18 protein-coding genes are annotated in these 21,069 nt (G+C 56.8%); 7 read left to right on the forward strand and 11 right to left on the reverse strand.

The genetic code is table 11. The annotated features are described in order from the left end of the window. Positions 1 to 415 precede the first annotated feature (415 nt). The 10 genes from F3G95_RS03955 to F3G95_RS04000 form a co-directional block, all read right to left on the reverse strand. Positions 416 to 1,711 carry a GHKL domain-containing protein gene (locus F3G95_RS03955; RefSeq protein WP_149793910.1) on the reverse strand — a complete coding sequence of 432 codons (1,296 nt, stop codon included), beginning with the start codon at positions 1,709 to 1,711 and terminating at the stop codon, positions 416 to 418. Beyond that, the gene (locus F3G95_RS03960) at positions 1,708 to 2,418 is read right to left on the reverse strand and encodes a LytTR family DNA-binding domain-containing protein (RefSeq protein ID WP_149793911.1); all 711 of its coding nucleotides are present in this window, start codon (positions 2,416 to 2,418) and stop codon (positions 1,708 to 1,710) included. Before F3G95_RS03960 ends, F3G95_RS03955 begins: the two co-directional genes overlap by 4 nt. A gap of 301 nt (positions 2,419 to 2,719) precedes the next feature. Continuing rightward, complete coding sequence (locus F3G95_RS03965) at positions 2,720 to 3,358, reverse strand: GDSL-type esterase/lipase family protein (RefSeq protein WP_149793912.1); 639 nt, start codon at positions 3,356 to 3,358, stop codon at positions 2,720 to 2,722. Positions 3,359 to 3,372: 14 nt separating this feature from the next. Then, on the reverse strand, positions 3,373 to 4,302 hold the full coding sequence (locus tag F3G95_RS03970) for an ROK family protein (protein ID WP_149793913.1): 930 nt from the start codon (positions 4,300 to 4,302) through the stop codon (positions 3,373 to 3,375). Positions 4,303 to 4,317: 15 nt separating this feature from the next. Further along, on the reverse strand, positions 4,318 to 5,022 hold the full coding sequence (locus F3G95_RS03975) for an N-acetylmannosamine-6-phosphate 2-epimerase (protein ID WP_149793914.1): 705 nt from the start codon (positions 5,020 to 5,022) through the stop codon (positions 4,318 to 4,320). A 5-nt stretch (positions 5,023 to 5,027) separates the two neighbouring features. Next, a complete protein-coding gene (locus F3G95_RS03980; protein WP_149793915.1) occupies positions 5,028 to 5,486 on the reverse strand; it encodes a YhcH/YjgK/YiaL family protein in 459 nt (152 codons plus the stop codon). 100 nt (positions 5,487 to 5,586) lie between these two features. Continuing rightward, the gene (locus F3G95_RS03985; protein WP_149793916.1) at positions 5,587 to 6,516 is read right to left on the reverse strand and encodes a dihydrodipicolinate synthase family protein; all 930 of its coding nucleotides are present in this window, start codon (positions 6,514 to 6,516) and stop codon (positions 5,587 to 5,589) included. Positions 6,517 to 6,739: 223 nt separating this feature from the next. Then, positions 6,740 to 7,708 carry a carbohydrate ABC transporter permease gene (locus F3G95_RS03990; protein ID WP_149793917.1) on the reverse strand — a complete coding sequence of 323 codons (969 nt, stop codon included), beginning with the start codon at positions 7,706 to 7,708 and terminating at the stop codon, positions 6,740 to 6,742. A gap of 15 nt (positions 7,709 to 7,723) precedes the next feature. Continuing rightward, positions 7,724 to 8,650: a sugar ABC transporter permease gene (locus F3G95_RS03995; RefSeq protein WP_188117506.1), complete on the reverse strand. Its 927-nt coding sequence runs from the start codon at positions 8,648 to 8,650 to the stop codon at positions 7,724 to 7,726. Positions 8,651 to 8,758: 108 nt separating this feature from the next. Then, complete coding sequence (locus F3G95_RS04000; protein WP_149793918.1) at positions 8,759 to 10,108, reverse strand: extracellular solute-binding protein; 1,350 nt, start codon at positions 10,106 to 10,108, stop codon at positions 8,759 to 8,761. A 492-nt stretch (positions 10,109 to 10,600) separates the two neighbouring features. Here F3G95_RS04000 and F3G95_RS04005 point away from each other — a divergent pair, with 492 nt between their 5' ends. From F3G95_RS04005 to F3G95_RS04035, 7 genes are all read left to right on the forward strand, one after another. Further along, the gene (locus F3G95_RS04005) at positions 10,601 to 11,446 is read left to right on the forward strand and encodes a MurR/RpiR family transcriptional regulator (RefSeq protein ID WP_149793919.1); all 846 of its coding nucleotides are present in this window, start codon (positions 10,601 to 10,603) and stop codon (positions 11,444 to 11,446) included. Between the two features lie 176 nt (positions 11,447 to 11,622). Further along, positions 11,623 to 13,323: a histidine kinase gene (locus tag F3G95_RS04010; RefSeq protein ID WP_149793920.1), complete on the forward strand. Its 1,701-nt coding sequence runs from the start codon at positions 11,623 to 11,625 to the stop codon at positions 13,321 to 13,323. A gap of 3 nt (positions 13,324 to 13,326) precedes the next feature. Next, positions 13,327 to 14,103, forward strand: a complete 777-nt coding sequence (locus F3G95_RS04015; RefSeq protein WP_149793921.1) for a response regulator — start codon at positions 13,327 to 13,329, stop codon at positions 14,101 to 14,103. 137 nt (positions 14,104 to 14,240) lie between these two features. After that, on the forward strand, positions 14,241 to 15,329 hold the full coding sequence (locus tag F3G95_RS04020; protein ID WP_149793922.1) for an extracellular solute-binding protein: 1,089 nt from the start codon (positions 14,241 to 14,243) through the stop codon (positions 15,327 to 15,329). Positions 15,330 to 15,353: 24 nt separating this feature from the next. Further along, entirely contained in the window at positions 15,354 to 16,442 is a 1,089-nt protein-coding gene (locus tag F3G95_RS04025) for an ABC transporter ATP-binding protein (RefSeq protein ID WP_149793923.1), read from the forward strand. Then, positions 16,429 to 18,084 (forward strand): iron ABC transporter permease, encoded by a 1,656-nt coding sequence (locus tag F3G95_RS04030; protein ID WP_149793924.1) that lies wholly within the window; start codon positions 16,429 to 16,431, stop codon positions 18,082 to 18,084. The genes F3G95_RS04025 and F3G95_RS04030 overlap by 14 nt, the downstream gene beginning before the upstream one ends. 479 nt (positions 18,085 to 18,563) lie before the next feature. Then, a complete protein-coding gene (locus tag F3G95_RS04035; protein WP_149793925.1) occupies positions 18,564 to 18,854 on the forward strand; it encodes a helix-turn-helix transcriptional regulator in 291 nt (96 codons plus the stop codon). A 418-nt stretch (positions 18,855 to 19,272) separates the two neighbouring features. On the opposite strand, the gene F3G95_RS04040 is transcribed toward F3G95_RS04035, so the two are convergent. Next, on the reverse strand, positions 19,273 to 20,856 hold the full coding sequence (locus F3G95_RS04040; protein ID WP_243130262.1) for a C69 family dipeptidase: 1,584 nt from the start codon (positions 20,854 to 20,856) through the stop codon (positions 19,273 to 19,275). Positions 20,857 to 21,069: the final 213 nt, after the last annotated feature.

The raw sequence follows: 21,069 nt of genomic DNA on the forward strand, positions 1-21,069 counted from the left end.
TTTCCTCCCGTGTATCTGTAGCGTTTTCTCTGTTGTGCGGTCGTTTTTCTGTCTTTCGCTATTATTTTATCAAAGACTTTTTCTTTCGCAAGACCGTTGCGATAATCGGTCGAATGGTGTGGATATTCGGTTTTGCTCTCACAAATCGAAGCTGATATATTTGTGCATCTCTCACAAACAGTTGGATACAACGAGAGTCAAATGAAAGCTTGCGGGACAACAAAAAAGCCTCTCCCTTTGGGAGAGGTGGCAATGCTTGCATTGACGGAGAGGGCAAGCCTGTTGTAAAAGAGTCTCGATACAGCGATGAGCAAAAGCCTTTGGCAGAGGGAGAGCATCGCTGCGCACTATGCTCACGGGCAGCGGCCTTGCCCTCTCAGGCGCTCACGCGCCAGCTCTCCCAAGGGGAGAGCCTTTACGAGAGGGCGCTCGGAAAAATAATTTTCACCGCAAAGAACCCATTCTGGCTCTCTGTGGTCAGGGTACCTTTATACTTCTGAACGATGCGGTTGGTCACTTTGACGGCGTAATGGGCGGCACGGGTGTCGGCAGACTCCGCCGGGCGGTCGGGGCTGATGACGTTCACCACCACGAAGCTCTGCCGGGTGCAGACCAGCAGGTCGATGCAGCGGCGCTCCGGTTCCGGCACCTTCACTGCACTTTCAATGGCGTGGTCCAGCATATTGGCAAAAAGGGCGTAGAGGTCGCCGGCCTCAAAAAAGCTCAGACAGCTGCCGTCCGTCACCGCGTTGAGCTGGATGCGGCGGGACTCGCAGAGCAGGCTCTTTTCCGTGAGCACCACGTCCAGCACCTCATTGCCGGTGTTTCGGCTGGCGTCGTAGAGCTGAGCGGCCTTTTCGGCCTCGTCGATGTGGGCTTTCAGCTCCGGGTCTGCCGGGGTGCTCGACATCTGGCGGAGCGCGGCGATTTGAAGCTTCAGCTCGTGGCAGCGCTTGTTGATGATCTGGACGTTCTGCCGCGCCACCTGGTACTGCTCCCGCTGGCGCTCATATAATAGATTGAGGGTGGCCATCTCCTTCTGCATGGCCGAGAGCTTGAACACCTCGGTCTGGAAGTAGAGCAGGGTCAGGAAGTAAAACTGCCCGACAAACATCGTCATGACGAGACTGCGATCCAGCACCACCACCTGCCCGCCGCTCAGCAGCGCAGCCTGGAACATGAAGAGGATTCCGATGAAAAAGGCGCTGGTCAGCTGGCGCGGGCCGATGTTATACACTCCTTTATAAGACATCTTCCGGGAGAGGGTGGTGCAGATAACAAAATAAAAGAATGCACCAGCGGCCAGCTGCGCCAGCATGACCGGCAGGCTTCTGAGGTCAAGGGGCGTTCCCCGCCACTCGAAGAATACTTCCACCAGATGCCAGCACTCGTAAGCGGTCTGGGAGGCCAGCAGGCTCCATACGGCACAGTAGAGCGCACTCTTTTTGTCTATCTCAACGCAGGCGTATATCATCATGCCCAGCAGGACGAAAAACGCGACATAGAGCGTCAGCAGAGAGAATTGCAGCTCGTGGAGGCTGGTGCTCTGGGCCGCGGGGTCGAGCACATAGGTCAGCCCCAGCAGCGGCAGCAGCATCCCCAGCGCCCGCAGGCGGGCGTGAGGCCGGTGCTTGAGCGGGATGCAGAACGCCACCGCAGCAGTCCACCGCAGCAATGCCCGGAAGATGACATGGCGTGCAAGAAGATTCACAGCACACCTCCGATGTAGGACGCCACCGCCGTCAGGAAAGCCGCACGCTGGCGGCGGCTGATCTCCAGGTGGTCGGTGTTGACATGGACAAAGTCGTTCTCCACAGCCTTTACATATTTCAGGTTGACCAGATAGCACTGGTTGCAGCGGGAGAAATGGTACTGCGCCAGCTGCTTTTCGGCGCTGGCGAGGCTGGCACGGACGGAAAACTCACCCTTGGTGGTGTGATACCAGAGCAGCCGGTCATGGGTCTCGAGATAGTAGATGTCGCCGGTGGAGAGCACCTGCATCCCGCCTCCGGCCAGCTGTAAAACGACCTGTCCGCCCCGGCGGCGCTGTACCCGCTGAACAGCCCGGGAGAGCTTGGTGCAGAACTGGTAGTAGTTCACCGGCTTGAGGACATAGTCCAGTGCGTCCACCTCGTAGCCCTTGATGGCGTACTGCGCCATGTTGGTCACGAACACCAGCACGGCGTCTGCGTCTACGGCCCGTATCTTCTCCGCCGCGCCGAAGCCGTCCAGTCCCGGCATCTCCACATCCATAAAGATGATGTCATACCCCGGCTCGTAGTGCTCCGCGATGACGGCTCCATCCTCGATGGGAAGCACCTCGACCTGCAGGCTGTTCTCGGCGGCGTACTGCCGGATGAACCGGCACAGCTCGTCCCGCACTTCCTGCTGGTCTTCGACGACAGCAATTTTCAGCATCCCGCAGTCTCCTCCCTTCTCCGTTCCATTCCATTTGCTGCTTTTTATTGAAACATACTTTGGTGCGAAATGCAACGGAGAAGTTCGAAATCGTTTCCTTCCCATCTGCAAAAATCCCCCGGAGTGCTGCTTTCGGCTTTCCGCTTCCATAAAACTTCAGCGTCTTGAACAACTTGTCCGGGCTCTTTTGTGCAGATTTATCATCACGTTCAGGAAGCACATCCCTGCGGAAGTCAGAGTCCCAAAACAGCAAAACCGCCCCGGTTTCCGTAACAGGAAGCCGGGGCGGCTCGTTATGCTATTATAAAAGCGTCGGCACTTCCTTTGCCAGCAGATCCGCCAGCTGTGCGTGGCCCTTACGGGTCAGATGCATGAAGTCCACCTGATTGAACTCGCAGTCGGCAGCATTGAGGAAATGGACGTTCTGACGTTCCGCGACGATACGGAACTGCTCAGCCACACCCTTCGACTTTTCCACACAGCCCTCGCCCATGACGGCATCATGGAAGCCGTCGCCGATGCGGGGCGGGGCCACGACGAGGATGTTGGGAGCCTTGGTCCCCCAGCAGTCCACGCTCCTGGCCTTGAGGATCAGCCGTTCCATACCCGCGCCGATGCAGGCGGCATTGGCGTTGAACCGCTCTTTGACGTCGTTGGTACCCAGCATGATGATGAGCAGATCGATGACTTCATGGCTCTTGAGGAGCGAATAAGCCACGCTCAGAGCGTCCATCGACTCATGGATGGGGTCCACGAAAACGGTCGTCCGGCCCGAAAGGCCCTCTTCCGTCACGAGATAGTCGCTGCCAAGCGCCGTCTGCAGGCGGCAGGTCCAGCGCTCGTCCTCATTGAAGCGGATGCCGTGGTCGGCACAGTCCGCCGGGTCGGCGCAGTAGCCGTGGGTGTTGGAGTCGCCCAGACAAAGGATATGTTTTTTCATCGTCTCTTCCCCTTTCAGATCTCGCCCCGCGACTGGCGGAAATAGTAAACTGCGCCCACCATGCCGGCGTCGTTGTGGAGCTGGGCGGCACGGATCTCCAGTCCTTCCGCAAAAGCGGGCATCACGGAGGCCCGCACTTTCTTTGCGACGGGGTCTATCAGCAGCTCCTGCTGTGCGCTGACGCCGCCGCCGATGAGGATGAGCTGCGGGTTGAAGATATGCACCATGCCCGCAAGGCCTTGGGCGATCTCATCCGTCCAGTCGTCCAGAAGCGCCAGGATGGTGGGGTCGCCTGCATGGGCCGATTCAAAGATAGCGCGGCCATCCTTCCACTTCGGGTTCCGGGGCTGTGCGCCCCGCACCAGAGCGGTGGTTGCGGCGTACCGCTCCCAGCAGCCCGACGCGCCGCAGGTGCAGAACACGCCATCCAGCGCGTGGGTGCGGAAGTGTCCCAGCTCACCGCCGAGACCCCGCGCACCTTCCAGCAGGCGGCCTCCGGTGAGGATGCCGCCGCCGACGCCGGTCCCCAGCGTGACACCGATGACGTCCGTGTAGCCCTTCGCGCCGCCGACCCAGACCTCACCCAGCGTCATGCAGTTGGCGTCGTTGGCGACGGTGGTCGGCAGGCCGAACTTTGCTTCCAGCTCCGCTTTAATGGGGCTTCCGATGTAGTTGGGCAGGCTGCCGCAGGTCCCGGCCACGATGCCCTTTCGGGTGTCGATCTGTCCTGCGGCGGAAACGCCGATGCCCGCAAGGCCCTGCGGTCCAACAGCCTGCTCCTTGAGGAACTGTTCGGCAGCAGACAGCACCGTGGTGAGGATGGGCGTCTCGTAGTTATCGAAGCAGACGCTCTGCTCCGTTTTGGAGAGCACACGGCCCTCTTCGTCCACGATGCCCAGCTTGACGGCAGTGCCGCCAATATCAATGGCAAGATACTGTTTCATAGTCGTATCTCCGTATCATTTGTGCATGGCGTTGATGGCACCGGTGAAGCGGGCGGTGATCTCCGCCGGGCGGGTGATGGCACCGCCGACGACGAGGGCGAAAGCTCCGGCTTCCAGCGCCTTGACTGCCTGCTCAGGGTAATGGATATGACCCTCGGCGATGATCTTCGCCGGGCATTCCGCGGCCAGCTTGTGGACAAACTCAAAATCAATATCGTTGATCCCCTGCGTCTCGGGGGTGTAGCCGCGCATGGTGGTGCCCACAAAATCAGCACCGGCCTCGGCGCAGAGCATGGCGTTCTCGAAATTGTCGCAGTCAGCCATAAGCAGCTGGTCGGGATATTTCGCCTTGATGGCGCGGATGAACTGGGCCGAAGTAGAGCCGTCGGGGCGCAGCGCACCCGTACCCTGCACGGCGAGGATGTCCACGCCGCAGGCCACCAGCTCGTCCACTTCCTTCATGGTGACGGTGATGTACATGGGGGTGCCGGGGTAATCCTTTTTGATGATGCCGATGACCGGCAGGTCCACCACCTGTTTGATCTGGGTGATGTCGCGGACGGTGTTGGCGCGGATGCCCACGGCTCCGCTCATGGCGGCGGCTTTCGCCATCAGGGGCATGACGCCGCCCTCTTTGGTGTAAAGAGGCTCCGTCTCAAGTGCCTGACAGGAGACGATGAGGCCGCCTTTGATCTGCTCAAACAGTTTTTCTTTCTCCATATCCATCAATCCTCCATCCTGATCTTGATGACCACTTTGCGCACATGAGCACAGCCGGGGCGTGCCACGCCGGGCTTGTGCAGCTCGCCGGGAAAAAACAGGACGAATCTCCCCTCGCCCAGCGTGCCGCTGACGGCATCCGGACTGGTCCTGAAACCAATATCTCCCGTAAACTCCCCTGCCTCTTCGCCGGGCAGATTCGTATAGCCCCAGCCCTCGCCGCCGGTCAAATCGATTTGAAGGTCAGCGTACTTTTTGTGGTATTCGAAGCGGGTGCTGTCGGGGCTCAAATCGGCCTCCATCACGTTGATGAAGACGTTCTCGCCGTCCACCTCGGTGCGGCCCAGCGGCAGATCGTACAAATCGTGGGCCACATGGTAGGCGGTAAGATAGTCGATGGCGGTGTCAAGATTCCGGTGGAGCCCGCGATAACGGTTCAGGTGCTCCAGTGCGTCGCAGATCATGTTGATTTTCTCCTAACCAAGTGTTTTTTTAACAGAAGCACAAAGAGCGCCTGCCCTCTCCCCCTCATTGAGAGACGGAGAGGGGGCGCTTTTTGATTTTTCAGAGTTTTGCGATGGCGGCTTCGATCATGGCCTGTGCTTCGGCGACGATGGGCTCATCTTCCGGGATGAGGCCGGGCATCGGCTCGCGGACGCCGCCCAGCTCAAGGCCGTACATCCGGCGCAGGATCTCCTTCTGCACCGCGTAGAGGTTGCCGTGGGCTTCGCACATCTTATAAATGATGCGGTCGGCGTCGTACTGAATGGCGCGGGCAGCTTCGATCTCGCCCTTGTTGATGTGCTCGTTCATGGCAAGATACAGCTCCGGCATGACGGCATAGGTGCCGCCGATGCCGCCGTCCGCGCCGATGACGCGGCCGGAGACGAACTGCTCATCCGGGCCGTTGAAGACCACGAAATTGCCCTCACCACGGGCGGCAATGCCGGCATCCTTGAACATCTGGATGTCCTGGGTGGGCATGGAGCTGTTCTTGACGGCAACGACGTTGGGGTTCTTGAGCATCTCGCGCAGCAGGCTCATGGTCAGGCCGGTGCCGGCCAGCTGGGGGATGTTGTAGATGACGAACTCGGTGTTGGGAGCTGCCGCCGACATCTCGTTCCAATACTTGGCGATGGCGTACTCCGGCAGATGGAAGTAGATGGGCGGGATCGATGCAATGGCATCCACGCCCACGCTCTCGGCGTGGCGGGCCAGCTCGACGCTGTCGGCGGTGTTGTTGCAGCCGACGTGTGCGATGACGGTCAGTTTGCCTTTGGCTTCACTCATGACGGCTTCCAGCACGGCCTTGCGCTCATCGACGTGCTGATAGATGCACTCACCGGAGGAGCCGCCCACATACACGCCCTTGACGCCCTTTGCGATCAGATGGCGGGTCAGTGCCTTGACGCCCTCGGTAGAGATATTGCCCTCTGCGTCGTAGCAGGCATAGAAGGCCGGGATAACACCCTGATACTTGGTAATGTCTTTCATTTGTCCATGTCCTTTCTGATGATTCAAGCCCTGCACGCTCTCCGTTCGGGAAACGGCAGCAGCGCCCTCTTGCGGTTCCCAGCGTCTGCTTCGGCCCTTGGGCGGGCCTCGCATCCTGCTGACCGCGGCGCCAAAAATCCCTCCCTGTACTCCCCTTTTTGTCACTTCGTGACATCTTCCCCCAGCCGGGGGAAGTCTTTGCTCGCAGGCGGCGGTCGGGATTTTAGCCTTTGACCGCACCCATTGCGATGCCCTTGGTGAAGTACTTCTGGAAGATAAGGAAGATGATGATGATCGGCACAGCGGCCAGAGCGGCACCTGCCATGATAAGGCCGAAGTCGGTGCTGTTCTCCGCCTGCAGCTTTGCGATGCCCAGCGAGATCGTCAGGTTGCTGGTGCTGGACAGCATGATGAGCTGCATGAAGTAATCGTTCCAGCTGTTGATGAAGGTGAAGATGGCCAGCGCGCCGATGCCCGGCTTGACCATCGGGAGCACGATGCTGACAAAGGTGCGCGCCTCGCTGGCGCCGTCGATACGGGCCGCCTCCAGCATCTCAGTGGGGATACCCTCACTGAACTGCTTCATCAAAAAGACGCCGAAGGGCCAGCCCACGATGGGGAAAATGACGGCCCAGATGGTATTGTAAAGGTTCAGTGCGCTCATCTCACGCAGCAGCGGGATGAGGATGACCTGCTTAGGCAGAGCCATTGCGCAGACGATGAGGGTGAAGAGCAGCTTGCGGCCGACGAAGCGCTTTTTTGCCAGCGCATAGCCTGCCATTGCGGCGGTGATGCAGGTGAGGATCATGGACATGACGGCCATGAACACGGTGTTGATCATCCAGCGCAGCGCGGCCGGAGCGGTCGGGCCGACGGAGAAATAGATCGGCTCTCCATCCGCGCTGAAAGAGTGGCTGAAGGGCACGGCCAGCTGCCACAGGGGTGCGCTCTTGCCTGCGAAAAGTTTCTGGTAGTTGGTCAGCACCCACTGGCTGGGCCACCACTCGGGGGTCGTGGAGTTGATGGCCGCGCCGGTCTTGAAGGAACCGGTGATGATCCAGTACAGCGGAAATGCAAACAGCACGGCCACGATGCTGATAAGGATGAGGGTCAGTATCATGTAAGCGCTCATCTTTTTCAGCTTGCTGGGGTGACGCTTCAACGGTTTCTGTTTTTTTGCAGTTGCAGTCATTGCCCGGCACCTCCTTTAATGATCCTGACTGCCAAACTTGAACTGGACAGCCGACAGGATGGCGATGATAACGGCCAGCACAACGCCCATTGCGTTGCCGTAACCATAGCGGTAGAGCTTGAATGCAGTGTAGTAGATGTAGTACATGATGGTATCGGTGCTGTGGTTCGGGCCGCCGGAGGTCAGCAGCTGGATCAGTGCGAAGCACTGGAAGGAGTTGATGGTCGTGATGACCAGGATGTACAGGGTGGTGGGCATGATGGCGGGCCACTTGATGCGCCAGAAGCACTGGAAATCGGTGGCACCGTCCACTTCAGCGGCTTCCACGATGGACTGGTCTACGTTGCCCAGTGCGGAAACGTACAGCACGATGGGCTGGCCGACAGAAGTAGTCAGCAGGATGAGGATGATGCAGCCCAGAGCGTATTTTTCATCTCCCAGCCAGTTGATGTTCTTATCGATAAGACCCACAGCCTTGCCCAGATAGTTGAAGATGCCGTAGTAGTTGTTGTACATCCACTTCCACACGACGGTGACAGCCACCGAGCCGGTGACCACCGGCAGGTAGAACACGCAGCGGAAGAGGCTGGTGGCCCACTCGGGCAGATCGACGATGGCCGAGCTGACCCACAGCGAGAACGCACAGGTCACAGGCACCGAGACGACCACGATGATGAAAGTGTTGCGCAAAGCGCCGATGAAGATGGGGTCTGCGAACAGCTCTGCGTAGTTGGCAAAACCCACAAAGATGTCGGCACGGTTCATGGTCGAGTCAAAAAAGCTCGTGACCACGCAGAGTATCATGGGGTAAATGACGAAGCCGAGAAAAAAGATGAGGCTGGGCAGAAGGAACAGGTAGGAAGCGATGGTCTCCTGCCGAACCAGTGCGCTGCTGCGCTTCGGCTCTTTGATGCTTGCAGTCTTTGCAGCCAAAGAAATCACCAGACCTTTCGTTCGGATTGGGTGCTTGTCTTACACAAAAAGCCCCTCCCTCGCCGGGATGTTCGAGGGAGGGGCAGTCATTACTTATTTGCCCTCAGGCGGAAAAGCTCAGGCTTCGGCGGCTGCGTTGGCGTTCTGGACAAAGGTTGCAACGGAAGTGGCAACGTCTTCGCCAGTGCCTACACGCTGGAGCATGTTCCACCACTCGGTGCGGGCAGTTGCCCAGCCCGGAGTGATCTGGTAGTAGTCGCCCAGATAGGCCATGAACTTGGTGTACTCGCTCATGATGGCGTTGTCGGCGTAGATGTCGCCTACACTGGCGCGAACCGGGAAGTAGGTGGAAGCCAGGACGCTGTCCTTCACCTGGTCAGGGTCAGCAGCGATGAACTCGATGAAGGTCTTGGCTGCCTTGACCTTGGCCTCATCGCCATTATCGAAGACGCCAAAGCCCCAGATGCCGCCGCAGAGCTTCGGGTCGCCGCTTGCAGTCGGGAATGCCATGGGCATGATCTCGTCGCCGTCGTTGGTCAGGCCAGCGTCGTTGTTGTCGGCGTTCAGCTGCTGAGCGATGTTCCAGCAGAAAGCCATCTGCAGGGTGCCGTTGCGGAACAGAGTGATCTCGTCGCCGCCTGCGATGGAAGCGTCGAAGTTGATGCCCTCGGTGTCGTACAGGGTCTGGATGGCCTTGATGTTCTCGGCAGAGTCTGCGGTGTACTTGGTGTGAGCGTCGTCGGTGAAGGTGCCGCCGTACATATTATTGATAATAGCGCGGGTACCCTGGTCGCCGCCCTGACCGCCGCAGTAGACGGCTGCCACATTCTCGTAGCCGCCCTTGTACAGAGCATCAACGGTGTTCAGGAAGCCTTCGGTGCTCCAGGTGTGCTTATCGGTGTCGAGATACTTGTCAGCGCCCACTTCCTTGACCTTGGTCATGTTGACGGCCATGCAGTGTGCGGTCATGCACAGGGGGTACTCGTAGTAGTCGCCCTTGTCGTTGTGGCAGGCGGAGTTGACGGACTCGTAAATGTCCTTCTTGGCGTCGTCGGTCCACAAATCGTTCAGCGGAGCCATGACACCCTTTGCGCCCCAGTTGGCCACCAGACGCTCGGGACCTTCCATGATGAGGTCGGGTGCGCTGCCGCCCTCGATGGCGGTGTTCACCTGGTCATCGCCGTTGGTGTAGTCCAGATACTCAACGGCCACTTTAATGTCAGGATACTTTGCGTTGAAGCTGGCGATGAGCTCCTGCACGGTCTCGTCCTTGCCCCAGCCGCCGATGGGGTATGTCCACAGCTTGATGCTTGCGCCGGATGCAGAGCCGGAAGCGGCAGTGGAAGCAGCAGTAGAAGCTGCCGTGCTGGTAGAAGCGGACTTGCCGCCGCAGGCAGCCAGCGCACCCGCTGCGCTCATAATACCAACGGCCTTCAAGAAGGAGCGACGAGAAATGGCGTTCTTCATAATAAGTTCTCCTTACCTATCATCATATCGGCGGTCCTTCATCCCTGACCGCTCTTGTTGGCCTTATTATAGAAAACTTCTTTCATTTTGTCCATCGGTCGCATACACAATTTTCAGAAAGTTTTCTTGTATATTCCGCACAAATATCTGGGATACCAGCCAGATTTTAGCCACTTTCACTAGTTTTATCGCCAGCTGTAGCCGTTTTGTAATCATTTCTGCGTCGTTTGTCATTTTCGGTTTGAAAATCATTTTCGTTCTTCCTGCCGCGATTTTGAAATTTATTTTCATCAAAAAGTCCTACTTTTCCCCGATTTTTAGATGCTCTGCACAGCTTTTTCTTCCGAATTATGGCGAAAGGCACACTTGTCAAGCGGCTAGACTTCTTTTATACTTTTTATAAAGATGCCCCCTTCCCTGTGCAGCGGAAGGGGGCAAAAGAAGGTATAAGGAATAGTGCGGGCATTGCGGCCCGCTCGAAGGAGCTTGACCATGGGTACAAATTTTTGGGAATTGCTGCATCAACGACAGGACCAGCTGACCAGATCCGGCCACGCGGTCGCTGACTACCTGCTGCAGCATGCGGACGAAGCGCAGTATCTCTCCATTTCCTCGCTGGCCCGGGAGTGCAACGTCGCCGAGGCGACCGTGTTCCGGTTCTGCCGGGCTTTGGGGTTCGACGGCTACCATGAGATGCGCATTGCGCTGGCGCAGGCCAACGCCACCGGCACACCCTCCAGCCAGAGGGAGCTGCAGCCCGGTGCCACCACCGCAGAACTTTGCGAGCACGCATACGCCCGTTTCCTCACCGCCATCAACGGCACCCAGAACGCCCTCTCTGCCGAGGCCGTGGACGAGGCCGTACACCTGATGCAGGAGGCCAGGCAGGTGTTCTGCCTCGGACAGGGCGGCAGTATGCTCCTGGCAAACGACATCTGCGCCCGCTTCGCCAGCCTTTCCACCAAGTTCCGCACCGCAGGCGACAGCCATTTACAGCTGCTGACTGCCAGTCTGATGAACGAGGCCGACGTTGTGCTCTTCGTCTCCTACTCCGGCGCGACCCGTGACATGATGGAGACACTGCGCACCGCCAAGGCCGCCGGGGCAAAGATCATCCTGCTGACCCATTACGAGGACTCCCCCGGCGCATTGCTCGCAGATGTCGTCCTTCTCTGCGGCGCACAGGAAAGCCCGCTGGACTCCGGCAGCATCCCCATCAAGGCAGCATTCCTCTATGTAGGCGAAGTTCTGGTGCTGCGGTATATGCTGGATGACCCTGCCCATAGCAACACCGCGCAGGACCTCACCAGCGAGGCTCTGACCGTGAAAATGCTGTAAAAAGTTCTTTTCCATGTACTGCCAAAACTGCCCGGAACGACCTTCTCCTATCGTTCCGGGCAGTTTTTTTGTGTTATGCAATAAAAATGACAGCAGCACGCCCGTTGACTCATCTGATTCAAGGCATTATAATCGACGTATGGCAAAGTTTGTCGAAGAGCAGGAGCGAAAAAAGTATGGATCATAGTCACCGCGATCGCACCTACAAAAAGAGCCGCTTTCAGCAGGAGCTGGAGCAGAGCGTCTCCCGTAAGCTGATCTCAAGCCTGCTGCTGGGATGTCTTTTGTTCTGCATTGCAATCGCTGCTGTGAATGCTCTCAGCCAGAACGCCCGGCGGGAAGACCATCTGGAGAGTGTCGCCTCCACCTTCCATGAGGTGTACGATAACACGTCAGCCTTTCTGCTGGACGCTGGACACACCGAGCTGTTCCTCTCCGAGCTGCGGAATGATCAGGACAACCTGCGTTATCTTATCAGCCAGTACAACGTCTCGGCTCTTGTGGAGATACAGCTCATCCTTACCGACTCCAAGGGAAATGTTCGGTTCACGACCTTTTCGGAGGGAGAGATGAATCTCCACCGGCAGGAATTTAACAGCATCGCCGTGGACAACGCCTGCCATCTTATGCGGACCGTCTACACCACGGTCTACCACTTCCGAGCCAACAGCTCAGAATACGTTATGATCCATCCGCTCTACCGGGATGGCGAATATCAGGGTGCTGCGGCAGTTTATCTGAATGAGAACGACTGGACAAAACTGTTCAGCCAGTACCAGTACGATGCTATCCTCACCAAATCCAACGGTGATGTCATTACCTGTTCAAACTCCTCCTTCCTCTCCCAGAAGAACGCCAACAAGTATCTGCCCGCCGATGCGGCGCAGTATGTGCGAGTGAACGGGAACCGCTATCTGCGCAGCAGCCGCTCGCTGGAAAACGGCACGGTGTTGGCTTACTCCTTCATCTACTCGCCCACGAATTACAGTTATCTCTTCGTGGGTCTGCTCCTGATCGTACTGCTGGGACTGAGTTGGGCAGCAATGTTCGTCCGTATCATGCACGCTATGACTGAGCAGATGGTAAAGTCGGTGGACACTCTCGTGCGGGAGATCCGCATCATCCGCAAGGAGGACCCTGATCACATCATCGAGATCGACACCGGCGATGAGATCGAGGAGATCGCCCGTCAGGTCAACAAGATGGTTCGCAGCATTCAGGAGCTGAGCCAGCGCAACATCGCTCTTGCCGAAGTGAACAACCGGATGGAGATGCAGAATCTTCAGGCGCAGATCAATCCCCACTTTATTTATAATACGCTGGACAATATCCGCTATCTTATCCCGACAGACCCCCAGCGAGCCCAGCAGCTGATCGGGCGGTTTATCGGCATCCTGCGCTACAGCATCAACAACACAAAGCACAATGTCCCTGTTAAAGATGATCTGAAATATCTGCAGAATTACCTTGTGATCCAGTCCACCCGCTTCGGTGCAAATTTTTCCTACGAGATCGACATCGACGACGCCTGCATGGAGTTCATCATCCCGAAGCTGCTTTTACAGCCCTTGCTGGAAAACAGCATTAAATATGGATTCCAGAAGAAGCCACGCATCCATATAAGAGTACGGGGCTGGCTGGGGGAGGATGCGCTCTATTTCACGGTAGAGGACAACGGCGGAGGCGTGGACGAGACAATGCTGGAACAGCTGCGAGACATCCTGCGCTCGGATGAAGTGAACATCGAGCACAATGGTCTGCAGAACATCAACCGTCGCATCTGGCTGGGCTATGGCGGTGACAGCGGACTGACCATCGACAGCACCGAGGGCGAAGGCTTCACGGTGAAACTCAAGCTCCGGCTGGGAGGAATGTAAACCATGTATCGCGTTCTGCTTGTAGAAGATGAAGAGATCATCCGCAAGGGCATTCGCTACTCGGTACCGTGGGAGGAGTGCGGCTGCTCGGTGGTGGGCGAGGCAGAGAATGGGGCAGCAGGTAAAGAAAAGATTGCCGAACTGCATCCTGACATCGTCATTACCGACATTACCATGCCGGTAAAAAACGGTCTTGAGATGATTGCCGACACCCGGGAGAAATTCAACTATATCGCCATCATCCTGACAGGCTACTCGGAGTTTGAGTACGCCCAGCAGGCCATCCGGAACGGCGTATCGGATTATCTGCTCAAGCCTCTCGACATGGACGAGATGCGTACTGCGCTGGAGAAGGCTGTCCGCCTTGCGGGGGATAACCAGTACCTCCAACAGCGGGAGGACAAGGCAGAGGCCGTCCGCAGCCGGACAGCTCTGCCGCCATTAAGCGAAGATAAGGTCACTGACCCGCTGGTGTTACGCATCGTAGCCTATCTGAAAGAGAATTACCGGAGCAAGATAACACTTGCTGACCTTCAGGAACAGTTCCACTACTCGGAACGATACATCAACCAGAAGTTTCAGAAAGAGCTTGGCACAACAGTCATTGACTACCTCAACCGCTGCCGTATTCAGAACGCTCTGGAACTCATCCGGAAAGGAAAACTGCCCATCTCCCAAATCGGCTGGGAGTGCGGCATTGGTGAGTACAAATATTTTAACCACGTTTTCAAAAAATACATGGGCTGCTCGGTGCGGGAGTACCAGAACACCTTGAAATAAGTGTCTATGAAAAAATACCGAACAGCCGCTGTTCGGTATTTTTTCCATTTGTTCTGCAATTTGAGTATTATTTTTGTGCTAGAAGCATTAAAATGGGATTATCGAAAGGTTTCAGGTAAAAAATGGAGGTTTTTACTATGAAAAAGATTTCTCGTCGTTCGTTCCTGATGGCTACCGGTGTTATCGCAGCTTCTGCTGCTCTGAGCGCTTGCGGCGGCTCCTCCGCCAGCACCTCTTCTGCCGGTTCTACCGCTGCTTCCACTGCCGCTTCTGGTTCTGCTGCACAGGGCGGCGGCGACCTCGTGATCTACTCGCCCAACTCTGAGGGCCTGCTGAACGCCACCATTCCTCTGTTTGAGGAGAAATACGGCGTCAATGTCGAGCTGATTCAGGCCGGCACCGGCGAACTGGTCAAGCGTATCCAGTCCGAAAAGAACGATCCCTACGCAGATGTCCTGTTCGGCGGCTCCTGGTCGCAGATGTACACCAACGAGGACCTGTGGGAGCCGTATGTTTCCGCCAACGATGCAAACGTCATCGACGCCTACAAGAACAAGTGCGGCTTCATCACCGGCAATGTGCTGGACGGCAGCGTCCTCATCGTCAACACCGACCTCATCGGTGACATCAAGATCGAGGGCTACGAAGATCTGCTGAACCCGGCCCTGAAGGGCAAAATCGCCACTGCCGACCCCGCCAACTCCTCTTCCGCTTTCGCACACCTGACCAATATGCTGCTTGCAATGGGCGGCTACGAGGACGATAAGGCATGGCAGTACGTCCACGACCTGTTTGAGAATGTGGACGGCAAGATCTGCGAAAGCTCCAGCGGCGTTTACAAGGGAGTTGCCGATGGCGAGTATGTGGTGGGTCTGTCCTATGAGGATCCCTGTGCTCAGCTGGTTCTGGACGGCGCACCTGTCAAGATCGTTTACATGAAGGAAGGTACTGTCTTCCTTCCTGCTTCTGCCACCATCATCAAGGGCGCAAAGAACATGGACAATGCCAAGCTGTTCATTGACTTCATCCTGAGCGAAGAAGTCCAGAACATCTGGGGCAGCACCCTGACCAACCGTCCTGTTATGAAGGATGCTGCCACCAACGATGCCATGACCCCGATGGCAGACATCAATGTCATCGAAGAGGACATTCCCTACGTCAGCGCCCACAAGTCGGAGCTGGTGGACAAGTACACTGAGATCTTCACCGATCTGCAGAGCAAGTAATTCAAAGGGCGGCAGGAGGCTAGTATGAGCAGAATATCAGTCAAAGACGCAGTAAAGCGCTACGGGAATAATACGGTCATCCCGGACCTGAATCTGGAGATCGGAGATGGTGAGCTGTTCACCCTGCTGGGTCCCTCCGGCTGCGGCAAGACCACTCTTCTCCGTATGATCGCAGGCTTCAACTCCATTGAGGGCGGCGACATCTTCTTCAACGAGAAGCGCATCAACGATATGGACCCCAGCAAGCGCAACATCGGCATGGTGTTCCAGAACTATGCTATCTTTCCGAACCTCTCCGTCCGGGACAATGTGGCATTCGGTCTGAAAAACCGCAAGGTGGACAAGGCCGAGATCAAGAAGCGGACGGATGAGTTTCTGAACCTGATGCAGATCATGCAGTATGCCGACCGTATGCCCAACCAGCTTTCCGGCGGTCAGCAGCAGCGTATCGCACTGGCTCGCGCACTGGTCATCTCGCCGGATGTGCTGCTGATGGACGAGCCGCTTTCCAATCTGGACGCAAAGCTCCGTGTCGAGATGCGCAGCGTCATCCGCCACACCCAGAAGAGCGTTGGCATCACCACCGTGTATGTCACCCACGATCAGGAAGAGGCAATGGCCATCAGCGACCGTATCGCCGTTATGAAGGACGGCGTCATCCAGCACGTTGGCACTCCCCGTGACATCTACCAGCGCCCGAAGAATGTCTTCGTTGCCACCTTTATCGGCCGCACCAACATCGTGAATGCCCACGTCAAGGACGGCATCATCACCTTTGCCGACGGCTACCATGAGCACATCGACGCTCTGGACAAGGCTGCCGAGCAGGATGTGCGCTGTTCCATCCGCCCGGAGGAGTTCATTATCTGCAAGGACGGCACCGATGGCATCCACGGCACCGTGCAGGAATGCACCTACCTCGGTCTCAACACCCACTACACCATTGACACCGATCAGGGCGACTCGGTGGAGATCGTAGAGGAGTCCTCCATTGGCGAGGGCCTCAAGAAGGGCGAGAAGGTGCTGCTGAAGGTCAAGAAAGAGAAGATCAACGTCTTTACCAAGGACGGCGGTACCAATCTCATCAGGAGCGACGCTTATGAAAAACAATAATAAGTTCCGTCTTGATGTCTGGGGAGCCATTACGCTGGGGACCATCGCACTCTATGCACTGTTCCTGCTTTACCCGATGGCATACCTGATCCGCCAGTCTGTGCTGGACCCCGACACCGGCGGTTTCACGCTGGCTTATTTCACGAAGTTCTTTTCCAAGAGCTACTATTTCGATACCCTGATCAACAGCTTCAAGGTGTCCATCACAGCGACGGTGCTCTCCATCGCCATTGGCACCCCACTGGCATACCTGTTCACGATCTTTAAGATCAAAGGCAAGTCGGTGCTGAATATCCTCATTGTGGTGGCATCTATGTCGGCTCCCTTCATCGGTGCCTACTCATGGATCCTGCTGCTGGGTCGCAGCGGTGTCATCACCGCCTTCTTCAAAAACCTCGGCATCGCCATCCCGGACATCTACGGCTTCGGCGGCATCGTGCTGGTCATGACGCTCCAGCTGTTCCCGCTGGTGTTCCTCTACGCCAAGGGTGCATTGAAGAATATCGACAACTCCCTCATCGAGGCGGCTGAGAACCTCGGATGCTCTGGCGTTGTCTGCTTCTTCAAAGTGGTCGTGCCTCTGATCATGCCCACCCTGCTGGCTGCAGCTCTGCTGGTGTTCATGCGATCCTTTGCAGACTTCGGCACCCCGATGCTGATCGGTGAGGGCTACCGTACCTTCCCTGTTGTCCTTTACACTGAGTTCATCAACGAGGTGGGCGGCAGCGACGGCTTTGCAGCCGCTATCGCCGTCATCGCTATCGTCGTCACCACGCTGGTGTTCCTCGTCCAGAAGTATGTTTCCAACAAGAACGCCTTCGCTCTGAACAGTATGCACCCCGTGGAGGAGCGGGAGGCCCGCAAGGGCATCAACGCTCTGGTGCATCTGGTCGTCTACCTTGTAGTGGGCATCGCCATCATGCCGCAGGCCTACGTCATCTACACCTCGTTCAAGAACACGCAGGGTAAGATCTTTGTGGACGGCTACTCGCTGCAGAGCTACCAGACCGCCATCGGCAAGCTGGGTCGCAGCATTCAGAATACCATCATCATCCCCCTGCTGGCACTGGTCGTCATCGTGCTGCTGGCTGTTCTCATCGCTTATCTGGTGGTGCGCCGCCGCAATGCCCTGACCAACGTGGTGGACATCCTCTCGATGATCCCCTACATCGTGCCCGGCACGGTCCTTGGCATTGCGCTGCTCATCGGCTTCAATAAGCCCCCGCTCCTCATCAGCGGCACCATGCTCATCATGGTGGTGGCCCTCATCATCCGGCGTCTGCCCTATACCATCCGCTCGTCGGTGGCCATCCTGCAGCAGATCCCCATGAGCATTGAGGAAGCTGCTATCTCGCTGGGCGCTTCCAAGATGAAGGCATTCTTCCGCATCACGGTTCCCATGATGGCTTCCGGCATCATCTCTGGTGCTATCCTGAGCTGGGTCACCATGATCAGTGAACTGTCTACCGCAATCATCCTGTATACCGGCAAGACCAAGACCCTGACAGTAGCAATCTATACTGAGGTCATCCGCGGCAACTACGGCACTGCAGCCGCATTGTCCACCATCATGACCATCCTGACCGTCATTTCCCTGCTGGCCTTCAGCAAGCTCAATGGCGGAAAGGATATCAGCCTTTAAGTGATCCCCCGTTCTCCTTCGATCACTGAGTTTCCAAACCGGGCTGTTTCTCAGCAATGCAAATAGCCCCCAACAGAAAAATGAGACAGGCTTCCCGAAAGGTGGGTCGCCTGTCTCATTTTTGTTGTAAGTTGGACGCTTGGGGACTTTAGACCTTTGCGATCCCGTCCATTCCTTCGCTTGTGAAGATCTGCAATGCTTTTCAGATCACGCTTTCCGAGTTTTTTGCAAAGGCAGAGGGAAGTGAGTCTGCCCCGGTAGTACTTACACCCCAGCAGATGCAGGTCATGGAGAAGTGGTCGATACTCCGCCCACCTTGCCATCATCGACAAAGAAAGGACGAAGAATCCTGAAAAAGAAATGGATCGAGTACAAACCCAGCCCCGGCGCTCAAGTAAGCTGCCGCCGATCGTCTGTCTGTTCTCCGGCCCTGTGGTGCGGCGATTGGCTGCACTGCTCTGTGGTCGGAGGGCTGGCTTATGTACTTTGATTCTTACGCCACTGGCAAACATATCCAGCACCTGCGCAAGGCCAACGGCATGACGCAGGAAGAACTGGCTGTAAAACTGAACACCAGTGACCGCCATCTCTGCAATCTTGAACGTGGGGAAGAAGCATCATCGATCGATCTGATGGCTGTATCGGAAAAGCCCATCCTCACCTTCACCATCGACTTTGAAACCGCCAAGCGTTACCGGAAAGCCAACAAAATGCCCCACCAGTTCCGCCGTGCAGCGTGGACCGACCTGACCGTGGAGGTGTATCTGTGATGCTTCTGGGAAGCGCCCCTGTGTTAAACGCAATCCATCTCATACATGAACAAACAAGGCCCACCGCCAAAATTGACGGTGGGCCTTATTTTATACTTGATTTTTAACTGAGAGCCGTTGCAAGATCCTTACGCTCTCGGGTTCTTGATTGCAGCCTGGGCGGGTGCCAAAATTGCAGAGCGTTCGGAGTAACGATGATACGCTATTTGTGAATTTCCAGTGTGTTTTACCCCCTCTCCGCAATGATCTTCTCCAAATTTTCTTCCTGCAAATAGAATTCCGGCAGTTTTGCCTTGTCATATAGAACAAATGGGCGGCGTTTGCAAGAAGCAGTCATACACAAACCGCCCCCGGCTTCCTGTCATGGAAACCGGGGGCGCTGCGGTTTTATGGGAAACGCCTCAGGCGCTGCAAAGCCTCAGTGCAGCAGAGAGCTGACCCATGCCCGGGCGGCCGTCTTGGCCTGGAGCTTATTGTACATCTTCAGGGTGGTATTGTACACCTTCTGGCTCATGGCATTGCTGGCGTTGGTGGCGGCAGCCTGCTTGGCCTCAAGCGTGTCGGCGGCGGCAACGGCGGCCTTCATATCGGCGTAGTCGGCCATGATCTCCTGCTGGAGCGCGGCATAGCTGGCCTTAGCTGCTGCCCGATCTTTTGCGGTGACCTGATTGCCATTGCTGCCGTAGGTCAGCAGGTTGGAGAGGGCGTCACGCACGCCGTAGAAGGAGTCGGTCCAGTCGTCCGGGTAGGTGTAGTAGCGGCCCTTGGCATCCTGATACCAGACGCCCTCGGTGGGCTGCTCGTCGGAGCGGGTGACCGTGTGGACCGAGACCTTGTAGACATCTGCGGTGTCGGTGGTCAGCATCGGATAGTAAGGGACGAAGGCGTTGTACACGTCGTCGTCAAAAGCGGTCCACTCGGTAATGGCGGTGTTCAGATCGCCGGTAGCGCTCACCTGGAACAGATGAGTCTCCACATTGCCCGTCTTGCCGATGGGCTCGGTCTGAAAGAAGTGGATGGAATCCTCCACCGAGAACTTCTTGGTCAGCTGGATGTTGGAGTAGACCGGGACGATGGCACCGTTCTCGCCGACGTTGCTGATAGCAAAGTCGGTCTCGCTGTAGTTGTCCTTCGTAAAGGTGTCGGTGCCGTACAGGTAGTTCAGGCCGGCTGCCATGCGGTCCGATGCGATGTCGCCGTTGTAGGAGGCATCCAGATCGATGACATTGGCAGCGGCGTCGCCCACAAAGGTACCGGCTTTCTGGGCCACGGAGATCAGGTTGGCAGAGGCCACCACGTTGTCGGTGTCATCCAGATCGATCTTGCCCATAGCGGCGATGTTGGGCTGCATGAAGACCACGCTGGAGGAGAGCTTCAGGGCAAGGTAGGTGTGGCCCGTCAGGTTCTCCACGAACCAGGTCTCATTCTGGTCGGCAATGAACACGCCGGAGCCGCCGGCTGCACCGGCGTTGTCATAGATGGAGGTCAGCAGGGCAACACCCTCGCGGGCCGTGGAAGCTTCGCTCAGCAGCACCGTGGTGATCTCAGCTTCCTCAATGCCGTTGTCCACATAGGGGTCTACGCTCAGCACGGCGTCGGTGCCGTAGAGAGACTCGGTGGCAGAGACCATGACGCCCTTCTCGTTGGTGCCAGCCTCCTCATAGGGGGTGTGCTCGTGGGTGCTGTCGCAGTCCGGGCAGACACCCAGACCGTTGTCGTCCCGGCGGGCGGTGTAGCGGTAGCTGTCGTGGGTGAAGGTGTAGGTAAAGCCGTAGCAGCCCTCGTACACCTCGCCCGCGGTGTGCTTCCCGGCGGGGCTGATGTTGAACAGCTTGTTGTAATCGTTAGTGCCCAGATCCTCGATCCGGCCAAACATGGTGGTGCCATCCTCGGTGAGGTCGCTGCCGACATAGAGTGCCGTGCAGGCGAAGGCGGAAGGAACAACGGCAAGTGTCATCGCACAGGCGATGAAAGCCGCAGCAATTTTCTTCTTCAAAGACATAATAGTATCGATCCCTCTCTTGTTGATTGTCGGCATTTCGTCGGCAGGTGTCATAATACACCCATTTTAATGAAAATGCAAGTATTTTCCCGAAATTTTAGCATATATTCATTTTTATATGGTATATATTCACACTGCGTTTTTTCATCTGCCCCTCCGTGAGCGCAAAAAACCGCCCCGGCTTCCTGTTGCGGAAGCCGGGGCGGTTCATAT

It is taken from the genome of Faecalibacterium sp. Marseille-P9312, assembly GCF_902497445.1.
GTDB lineage: Bacteria > Bacillota > Clostridia > Oscillospirales > Ruminococcaceae > Faecalibacterium > Faecalibacterium longum.